The 10,306-nt window shown below is 36.7% G+C and carries 7 protein-coding genes and 1 pseudogene; all 8 read left to right on the plus strand.

All coding sequences use genetic code 11. The annotated features are described in order from the left end of the window. The first annotated feature begins 8 nt into the window (after positions 1-8). On the plus strand, positions 9-2,114 hold the full coding sequence (locus ACQEXP_RS19730) for a glycosyltransferase family 2 protein (RefSeq protein WP_426971320.1): 2,106 nt from the start codon (positions 9-11) through the stop codon (positions 2,112-2,114). A gap of 38 nt (positions 2,115-2,152) precedes the next feature. After that, the gene (gene rfbB, locus ACQEXP_RS19735; protein WP_426971321.1) at positions 2,153-3,241 is read left to right on the plus strand and encodes a dTDP-glucose 4,6-dehydratase; all 1,089 of its coding nucleotides are present in this window, start codon (positions 2,153-2,155) and stop codon (positions 3,239-3,241) included. After that, a complete protein-coding gene (gene rfbA / locus ACQEXP_RS19740) occupies positions 3,241-4,116 on the plus strand; it encodes a glucose-1-phosphate thymidylyltransferase RfbA (RefSeq protein ID WP_426971322.1) in 876 nt (291 codons plus the stop codon). The genes rfbB and rfbA overlap by 1 nt, the downstream gene beginning before the upstream one ends. 4 nt (positions 4,117-4,120) lie before the next feature. Further along, positions 4,121-4,993, plus strand: a complete 873-nt coding sequence (rfbD, locus tag ACQEXP_RS19745; RefSeq protein WP_426971323.1) for a dTDP-4-dehydrorhamnose reductase — start codon at positions 4,121-4,123, stop codon at positions 4,991-4,993. Between the two features lie 5 nt (positions 4,994-4,998). Continuing rightward, entirely contained in the window at positions 4,999-5,559 is a 561-nt protein-coding gene (gene rfbC, locus ACQEXP_RS19750) for a dTDP-4-dehydrorhamnose 3,5-epimerase (RefSeq protein WP_426971324.1), read from the plus strand. A gap of 99 nt (positions 5,560-5,658) precedes the next feature. Then, positions 5,659-8,553: a glycosyltransferase gene (locus tag ACQEXP_RS19755; protein ID WP_426971325.1), complete on the plus strand. Its 2,895-nt coding sequence runs from the start codon at positions 5,659-5,661 to the stop codon at positions 8,551-8,553. Then, entirely contained in the window at positions 8,550-9,665 is a 1,116-nt protein-coding gene (locus ACQEXP_RS19760; RefSeq protein WP_426971326.1) for an acyltransferase family protein, read from the plus strand. The genes ACQEXP_RS19755 and ACQEXP_RS19760 overlap by 4 nt, the downstream gene beginning before the upstream one ends. A 180-nt stretch (positions 9,666-9,845) precedes the next feature. Next, positions 9,846-10,306 (plus strand): annotated as a pseudogene (locus tag ACQEXP_RS19765) (transposase); the annotation flags it as partial.

Here is a 10,306-nt window from a genome sequence, read left to right on the forward strand (position 1 = left end):
TCGTGGATATGATTAAAATGTTTAAGAAGAAAGTAAAAAAAATAATTTCAATTGTTATGCCAGCATATAATACAGAAGGTTATATTGAAGAGGCTATTAACTCAGTATTGAAACAAACATATAAAAATATAGAGCTTATCATTGTTAATGATGGTTCTAAAGATAATACGCTAGAAAAAGTTAAGAGATTCAAAGATCCAAGACTTGTTGTAATTGATCTTCCTAAGAATAAAGGTCTTGGAAATGCTCTAAATGTAGGTTTCTCAAGAGCAAGTGGTGACTATATTACAATAATGGACTCAGATGATCGTTACTCTGACAAACGAGTATTAGCTAGGTTATCGAAAGAAATAAGATTAAACAGTGATCTTATCCGTGGACGCATGAGACTGTGGACTTTTGTTGATGATAATGAGTCTTTATCATTCCATGAAAGTGAAAGTTTAATTGAAAGTGATAAAACAGTCACGCTTGAAAGTTATCTACCCTTAATTCACCATGTTTCAAGCAATCAGTTTCTTATAAAAAAAGAATTTTTTGATAAATATAAATTTAGTTTTAGGTTTGAAAAGTTTGAAGATGCCCCTTTCTTGTCGGAAATGTTATTGAATGCAGAGTCTGTCAGACTTACAAATGTAACAATGTATGATTATAGGAGAAGGTTAGATAATTCTAGCATAACTAGTTCTCCATTAAAGTTGTCGGATATTGATATATATTCAAAGCATGTTGATTTTATGCTTGAACTTTTTTCTTCAGCTTCCAAAGAATTGGAAATCCTAAATATCGATAGATATTTGAATCGCTGTATTTTTGCTATGTTCTATAGGATTCAGACGGGTTCTGATAGAGAAGTGTTGGAAAAGTTTGTGTCATCAATTGCAACTGTGTTTGAAAAGCATGGTTTGAATAACAAACTAATAGAACAAAAAAATTGTAATGAGTTTTGTCATCAAGATATTTTCCAAAACTATAAGCTATTCCTATTTTTGTTAGAAAATGGTGAAGTTGAGTCCATCTGTAATGTTAATTTTAGAGAAAAAATAACGCCATCGGTAATGGATTGTGTGGTTTCCAATTTGAACGATAGATCATTAGCAGTAGGTATGTACAACATACTTTCTGAATATATGGATGAATTTAAGCCAATAGACGGTATTAGCAATAAACAAGTTTATCTTCATATGGGAAGTACAAAAACAGGTTCAACCGCACTACAAAACTTCTTTAGCTTAAATAGAGATGTATTGCTTAGTAAAGGGGTTTATTATCCTGACTTTGGAATATTTAAAGAAGATGGTCGAGATGTGAGAACAGCAGGACATAGGGGAGTGATTAGTGAACCTTATGATTTTTTGATAAAAGTCTCATTAGAATCATCATCTTACGATAAAGTTTTGATTAGTTGTGAAACATTATCTGCTTTATTAAAGAGCAATCCAGGACGATGGCACTATATCTGCCATTTGTTATCGCTATCCAGCATTTTCCCCATTATTTGCTTAAGAGAACAGGCTCAATGGGTCGATTCAATGTATAAAGAATTCGTTTGTGGAACTCATCGTAGGTATATAAAAGGGATTTCTAGTTTTTTAGAAGAGCAGAATGTATTAGAGTTGAATTACTTGTCTTTAATTAAAACACTATCTACTAGTGAGTCGGTTAGTGATGTAAAAGTTATCCCATATACAAGGAAACTTAAAGGAAATAATTTATTCTTTGCAGTGATTAATATTGTAGTTGGTGAGTATGTAGAAGATGAATGGAATGAAATTCCTTATGAACAAACGAACCCATCAATTCCAGGTGGTTTGATTGATGTTATTAAAGCTCTCAATTCATCTGCTTTAAATGATGAGGAGTATAAAACATCATTTCGGAAGTTTTATAATAATTATTTTTATAAATCAGATCTTTCGGTTTATCGATGTTCTGTTTTGAATGAGGATGAGATTCTCGCTATTAGAAACGCTTATAGAGAGTCATGGACAGCTGTTTTACAGTCTGAATCGGAAAGTGAGCTATATGAGTCTCTTAAACCTAAAGGTGAGATTAAAGAAATTCCATATGATGTTATTACAAGCTTAATTAACTCTCTGAAAATAAGTGATTAATTTTTTGATGCAATATTAATATATCAAGCTGAGGTTTTATGAAATTATTAGTAACAGGCGGTGCAGGATTTATAGGTTCTGCAGTTGTGCGTCATATCATTGAAAATACCAATGATGAAGTCGTGAATATTGATAAGTTAACTTATGCGGGCAATTTAGAATCATTAATTTCAGTTGCTGATAATTCTCGTTATGCGTTTGAACATGCTGATATTTGTGATGCCGCTGCAATGGCTCGTATTTTTGCTGAGCATAAGCCAGATGCTGTGATGCACCTCGCGGCAGAGTCTCATGTAGATCGCTCTATTACAGGGCCTGCTGCGTTTATTGAAACAAATGTCGTCGGTACTTATACATTACTTGAAGCAACACGAGCATATTGGAATACGTTAAGCGAAGAAGAGCAACAAGCATTCCGCTTTCATCATATCTCGACTGATGAAGTATACGGTGATCTTCCTCACCCTGATGAAGTTACAGAAGGTTCTGAACTTCCAATGTTCTTGGAAACCACCTCGTATGAGCCATCAAGCCCATACTCAGCATCAAAAGCATCAAGCGATCACCTTGTGCGAGCATGGCTGCGTACCTACGGTCTGCCGACAATTGTAACTAACTGTTCAAATAACTATGGCCCTTACCACTTCCCTGAAAAATTGATTCCTCTTGTTATTCTTAATGCCTTAGAAGGTAAGGATTTACCCATTTATGGTAAAGGTGATCAAATTCGAGATTGGCTATTTGTAGAAGATCATGCACGTGCTCTTTACAGGGTCGTTACGGAAGGCAAAGTAGGTGAAACCTATAACATAGGTGGTCATAACGAAAAGAAAAATATTGAAGTTGTTGAAACGATTTGTGCAATTTTAGATGCATTAGTGCCTAAAGAGAGCGCTTACTCTGAACAGATTACCTATGTGCAAGACCGTCCAGGTCATGATCGTCGCTATGCGATTGATTCTTCAAAGATGCAGCGAGAGCTTGGCTGGACTCCCGAAGAGACATTTGAAACAGGTTTACGTAAAACCGTGCAGTGGTATTTAGATAATTTAGCATGGTGTAAAAATGTTCAAGATGGCAGTTATCAGCGTGAACGCTTAGGTGTCGTTGCAGAGGAAGAAAAATAATGAAAGGGATTGTTCTTGCAGGTGGTTCAGGCACTCGTCTTTACCCATTAACTCGTGGCGTATCTAAGCAGTTATTGCCGATTTACGACAAGCCGATGGTGTTTTACCCGATATCAACTCTGATGCTCGCTGGTATTAAAGATATTTTAATTATCACTACACCAGAAGATAATGCAGGCTTTAAGCGTTTATTAGGTGATGGTAGCGATTTTGGTATCAACCTTGAATATGCGATCCAACCAAGCCCAGATGGTTTAGCACAAGCATTTATTATCGGTGAAGAATTTATTGGTGATGATTCAGTATGCTTGGTGCTAGGGGATAATATTTTCTACGGTCAATCATTTAGTGAACAGCTTAAGAGTGCATGTGAGTATACAGATAAAGGTTTAGCAACTGTATTTGGTTACCAAGTTAAAGATCCAGAGCGCTTTGGTGTGGTTGAATTTGATAACAACATGAAAGCGGTTTCTATTGAAGAAAAACCGATTGAACCTAAATCGAATTACGCTGTTACGGGTCTATATTTCTATGATAATCGAGTCGTTGAGCTTGCTAAACAGGTAAAACCGTCAGAACGTGGTGAATTAGAGATCACTTCGATTAATGATATGTACCTACAAGATGGCTCTTTAAATGTAGAGCTTCTTGGTCGTGGTTTTGCTTGGTTAGATACCGGTACTCATGAAAGCCTGCATGAAGCTTCTTCATTCGTACAAACTATTGAACATGTGCAGGGCTTAAAAGTGGCTTGCCTAGAAGAAATTGCATGGCGTCAAGGCTGGTTAAGTGATGCTCAAATTGAACAATTAGGAAAGCCAATGCTGAAAAATGATTATGGCAAGTATCTAATGTCACTAATACAAGGAAAGTAATCCTATGAAAATTATGATTACCGGTTGTAATGGTCAAGTCGGTAGAAGTCTTGTAAAGCAGTTAACAGGAAAAGCAGAATTGTTAGCGGTAGATTATCAAGATCTTGATATTACCCAACAGCAAGCTGTAATGCAGAGCGTCACTAAGTTTAAGCCTGACTTTATTATCAATGCAGCAGCACATACTGCGGTTGATAAAGCAGAGCAAGAAATAGAAGCCTCTTATGCTATAAATCGTGACGGGCCTAAATACCTAGCAGAAGCAGCACAGCAATGTGATGCAGTGATGCTACATATCTCCACTGATTATGTGTTTGATGGTGAGGGTTCTCAGGCTTATAACGAGAGTGATCTTACTGGACCACAAGGTGTTTATGGCGAGAGTAAGTTAGCAGGTGAACAAGCTGTTGCACAAGCGTGTGATAAACATCTAATTCTCCGTACCGCTTGGGTTTTTGGTGAACAAGGTAATAACTTTGTTAAAACCATGCTGCGTTTAGCTGAAAGTAGAGATGAACTAAACATTGTTGATGACCAGTTTGGTGGTCCAACTTATGCTAGTGATATCGCAGCTGCACTGATTAAGATGGCAGAAAAAGTTAATTCTGGTGCTGAAGTTGACTGGGGTATATATCATTTCTCTGGCATGCCTTACGCAAGCTGGTTTGATTTTGCTAAAGCTATTTTTTCAGCAGCAGAAAACCAAGGTGTTTTAGAAAAACAACCAACGGTTTCAGCTATCCCTACATCTGCATACCCAACACCAGCAAAGCGTCCTGCCAATTCACGTATGAATTGCAGCAAAATCTCACAGCAGTTTGGTATTCAGCCAAGTGACTGGCAACAAGCCTTACAAAATATTGCAGCTTATAAGTAAGTATTATGAAAGTTATCGATACTAATATCCCAGATGTAAAGATCATTGAACCAACTGTGTTTGGTGATGAGCGTGGTTTCTTTATGGAAACTTGGCAGCAAGAGAAGTTTGAAGAACTGGTAACGGGTAAACCAACTCAGTTTGTACAAGATAACCATTCAAAATCGAAACAAGGCATCTTACGAGGACTGCATTACCAAACTGAAAAAACACAAGGCAAGTTAGTGCGTGTTGTTTCTGGTGAGGTGTTTGACGTCGCTGTAGATATTCGCAAAGACTCAGCTACTTTTGGTGAATGGGTCGGGGTGTATTTATCTGCAGAAAACAAGCGGCAGCTATGGGTTCCTGAGGGTTTTGCTCATGGTTTTTATGTAACCAGTAAAGAAGCTGAGTTTGTTTATAAATGTACGGATTATTACAACCCAGCGGCTGAAGTATCAATTGCATGGGATGACGAAATATTAGATATTGAATGGCCATTAAAAGAAAATCCGAAATTATCGAAAAAGGACAGCCAAGCTTTATCATTATTAAGCATTAAAAAAATATTAAATGGGACACGTTAATACTTCACGTTTTTATTATTCAGGAAATAAAAAGTAACTTGTATAAACTGCCAAATAATAGAAATTTAAAGCTTTCTTATGCTATTAATGAGAAATATAATGGAAAAACAAATTGTAGTAGTCCTTGGTATGCACCGGAGCGGAACTAGCCTGATTACTAAAGGTTTAGAGAGCCTTGGTGTTGAACTAAGTGAATCTATGATTCCCCAAGCTAATGATAATGTAAAAGGCTTTTGGGAAGATGCCGACATATTGGATTTTAATGAAAGGTTACTAAATACCTTTGGTAGCTATTGGTACACTACTCGACCTTTCAAAATTTCTGATATTAATAGCAACCAGTTAAATGATTTAATATCTGAAGCATATGAACTAATTAGCTTAAAGCTAGAAAAGCATGACGTTTGGGGGTTTAAAGATCCCAGAACATGTGTGTTATTGGATTTTTGGAACTTAGTTTTTCAGAAGTTATCATCTGTTGAAGTTAAATATTTAGTCTGTTTGCGCAACCCAGTAGAAGTTGCTGGATCTCTTCAAAAGCGAGATGCCATACTAGAGCATCATGCATACTATCTTTGGCTATATTATGTGACTCGATCTTTATCTTGTTTAAATAGTGGCGCTAAAAGTTACATCGTGGATTACAATGAAATTATCTCTGATCCAGTATCGACGTTGGTAAATATTGCATCAAACTTGTCGCTTGATATTGACAAGCCGAAGTTTGACTATTTTTGTCAGGAATATCTGGACATTAGCTTACGTCACAACGTATTTGATGAGTGCAATGACTTAAGCCCTGTCTCTCAATTTATATATGACTTTTATAACGACCTTAGAGCTGATGCTAGCTTGGTTGATGCTGTATCTATCATAGAAAAGTATAATTTAGAGTTTTCAGTTTATCTTGAAAAAGAAATTGATTATTTTCATAAAGAGCAACTATTAATATCAAGTAAATTGATTAGAAATCAAAAAAACAAACTCGATAGAGATGAATATGATTTTAGAAAAGAGATAGATAGACTTACAACAGAAAATCAAGCAATACTAGATGATCTAAATAGTGTACTCAATAGTTTTTCATGGAAGGTTACAAGGCCAATACGCTTACTTTCTACACCGAAAGCTTATCTTCCTGCATTAAAGTTAAAGCTCAAAGAAAGTCCATTCGAGCCAGTATTGAGAAAGTTCTACTATGGTTATTTAAATTCTAAACGATTTATCGCAACAATTCCTTATTCTGGGCAAAACTTGTCAGCGATACAGAGCATGTCTTTGAAAAGGGCTGATATCTTGTGCTCCGAACAGCATGTTCGCTCTATAACTCATAAAACTCCGCACGAAGCATTGCCAGAAATAGACCTAACGATTGTTACATATAATAATGGGCAGTGGCTTGATAAATTCTTAGGAAGCCTACTATCACAAAATTATCCAGTACATAAACTTAATCTGCACTTTGTAGATAATGGCTCTACAAATAATACCTTTGAGCAATTGTTAGATGCAAAGGAAAAGCTAGGAGGTCAGTTTGCAGGTTTCTCTGTGTATCAAAGAGAAAATTTGGGTTTTGGTGCTGGTCATGATTATGCGGTCAGTCAATCTACTAATGAGCTTTTCTTAGTAACTAATATTGATTTAGAGTTTGCACCCGAGTCAATTGAAACGGTAGTCGTAAATGCACTCTCTGATGATGAGAAAATAGCATCATGGGAGCTTAAACAGCTACCTTATGAACACCCTAAATATTATGATCCTGTTACATTTGAAACTAATTGGTCTTCACATGCCTGTATTTTAATTAGGCGTTCCGCATATGTAGAGGTCGGTGGGTATGAAGAACGAATATTCATGTATGGTGAAGATGTTGAATTATCTTATCGTTTCCGATCATATGGATATTCATTGAAATATGTGCCTTCTGCATTTGTATACCATTATACTTATGATGAGGTGAACCAAGTTAAACCTATACAGTTCTCAGGTAGCACACTTGCAAATGCATATCTGCGTTTAAGATATGGTAACACCATTGATAAGTTAGTAGGGCTGGCACTACAGTTTGCTTTACTAGTGAGAGGCGGGGGCTTCGAGGGCAGCCGTAAACTGGTGCTAAATAATCTAAAGTTGATATTCAAGAATGCGAGTTATTTTGTGTCTACAGCAAATAAAAATTCGCGAGTTAACTTTCCGTTCAGATATTTTGATTACGAACTGATTAGAGATGGTGCTTTTTATGAGGTAAGTACTCCGATAAACACACACGAGCAACCTTTAGTGACAATTATTACACGTACCTATCAGGGACGAGAGTTTTGGCTAAAAGAATGCATGGCTTCTGTCATTAACCAAACTTACTCAAATATTCAGCATATAATCGTTGAAGATGGTGGCGATACTCATAGCTCCCTTGTTTCTAAAGCCAAGCAATCCTATAGCTCAGACTATAATGTTGAGTTTTATGGTTTTGAAAAGAAGGGTCGATCGTATACTGGTAACCAGGGTTTGGCTAGAGCGCAAGGGCAGTATTGCTTATTTTTGGATGACGATGATCTGATTTTTCCTGATCATGTAGAGGTGCTGGTTAATGAACTAATAAGTACCCCTGATGCCTCAGCTGTGTATTCACTAGCTTGGGATGTTCACACAAAAGTGGATAAGGAAGCACAGCGTTATAAAGAATCTGTATTTGAAACTTTGCCATTGTTTTATCAGGAATTTGATTACTTAACTCTTTTGGATCATAACTATATCCCAATTCAGTCAATCCTATTTGAGAGAGCTCTATACGAACAGCATGGTGGTTTTGAAGAGGACATGGATCAGTTGGAAGATTGGAATCTTTGGACGCGCTATGCCTCTGGTACGCAGTTTAAGTTTGTAGAGAAAACAACATCTCTTTTTAGAACTCCGGCAGACCAGGCAGAGCGCCTTCGCAGAGCGAGTGCTCTGAATGAAGCGTTTTCAGATGCAGTGAAGAGGCAATCATGACTAAGTTATCAGAACATCTAAATACTCGGGATAATAATTTTAATCTCATCCGAATGTTAGCTGCGCTAGCTGTGATTTTTAGCCATAGCTTTATTCTAGCAAACGGACCTAAAAATGGGGCTGACCCTCTAGCTAGTTTTATTGGTATGCCTGTCTCAGGCTTAGCCGTTAATATTTTTTTCATCACTAGTGGGATGTTAGTTACCAAAAGTTTGCTCGATAGAGATAGTGTAGTATATTTTCTAGTCGCTCGTGCTTTGAGAATATTTCCCGGCCTAATTGTTGCGGTTCTTTTTTCTGCTTTTATTGTAGGAAGTATCGCAACAAAACTTAACTTGCAAGATTACTTACTTCACAGTGATACACTTTCATTTGTTAGTCGAAATATCTGGCTATTTGATAATGTAATTCAATATTCTTTACCTGCTGTTTTTGACAACATTCCATATAAGCATGCTGTCAATGGTTCTTTGTGGACGTTACCTTGGGAAATATACGCATATGCATCAATACTGATAGTTTATATTGTGGCAAGACAGTATAAACAGTTAGTGCTATATATTGTGGCTCTATTTCTTTTTTCTCTTAATGTTAATAATGCATATGGTTTTTTTGATGTTGAACTACTTCATCCAGTTTATTTAAAATTGTTAGTGATGTTTTATACGGGTGTAATATTCTATCTTTTGAAAGATTGGGTGATTGTATCTTGGCCTGTTCTTTTTATTAGTGTTATCCTGTGCTTTATTATTTCAGATTATAAAATTTATAAGGTAATTTCTCCATTTTTTTTAACGTACTGGACGATTTGTTTTGCCTACCTAATTAAAGGTTGGGTCCTTAGATATAATCGGCTTGGGGATCTGTCATACGGTGCATATATATATGCATTCCCGATTCAACAGATCCTTGTATATTTCTTTTCCCCTACGGGGTGGGATCTTTTCTTTGCGTCAACAGCTACTACGTTAGTCTTTGCATACTTTTCATGGAATGTTATTGAGAAGAGATGTATGAAGTATAGAGACAGTTGTATTGAACTGATAAGTGAGTATTGGGCTCCATTGTCTGACTATTTTTGTCGTATTAAAAGGAAAAATAATGCGCGTTGAATCACTTACTTTCTTTAGATTTTTAGCCGCCTGTTTAGTTGTTGTTTTCCGCTATGGCCATGGAACATATTTTAAGGATGTGCTTGGAAAGTTTGGAAGTATTTGTAAACCTCCCTTAAACTAGTGGCATACCATTTTAGAGATCTTCGGCTTAGACTGAGCATAGAAGGAGAACTCGCGATGAAAAAAGCACGTTACTCAGAAACACAAATTGTCAAAATCTTAAAAGAAGTGGAAGTTGGTCGTAAGGTCAATGAAGTGTGCCGTGAATACGGCATTTCAGATGCCACCTACTACAACTGGAAAGCAAAATACGGTGGGATGGAAGCCTCTGAAGTCAAACGCCTTAAAGACTTAGAAGAGGAGAATCGTCGCTTGAAAGCCATGTTTGCTGAGTTGAGCTTAGAGCATCGAATTCTCAAAGACATCGTAGAAAAAAAGCTGTAAAGCCAGCGATAAGACGCGAACTGGTTGAGTATGCCAGACAACGGCACAATGCCAGTTTACGTCTTGCTTGTCGCGCAGTTGGCATTAGTGATTCTGTTTATCGATACCAGCCTAAAACGAATAACGATCATGAAGTGATTGTTGAACTGCAAAAAGCGGTTGAGCGTTATCCAGCCTACGGTTTTAGCAAGTTG

Source organism: Vibrio sp. TRT 1302 (assembly GCF_050113875.1).
Taxonomy (GTDB): Bacteria; Pseudomonadota; Gammaproteobacteria; order Enterobacterales; family Vibrionaceae; genus Vibrio.

Coding starts and splice junctions, on each gene's coding strand:
- ACQEXP_RS19730 (WP_426971320.1), top strand. CDS start 9: ATGATTAAAATGTTTAAGAAGAAAGTAAAAAAAATAATTTCAATTGTT.
- rfbB (WP_426971321.1), top strand. CDS start 2,153: ATGAAATTATTAGTAACAGGCGGTGCAGGATTTATAGGTTCTGCAGTT.
- rfbA (WP_426971322.1), top strand. CDS start 3,241: ATGAAAGGGATTGTTCTTGCAGGTGGTTCAGGCACTCGTCTTTACCCA.
- rfbD (WP_426971323.1), top strand. CDS start 4,121: ATGAAAATTATGATTACCGGTTGTAATGGTCAAGTCGGTAGAAGTCTT.
- rfbC (WP_426971324.1), top strand. CDS start 4,999: ATGAAAGTTATCGATACTAATATCCCAGATGTAAAGATCATTGAACCA.
- ACQEXP_RS19755 (WP_426971325.1), top strand. CDS start 5,659: ATGGAAAAACAAATTGTAGTAGTCCTTGGTATGCACCGGAGCGGAACT.
- ACQEXP_RS19760 (WP_426971326.1), top strand. CDS start 8,550: ATGACTAAGTTATCAGAACATCTAAATACTCGGGATAATAATTTTAAT.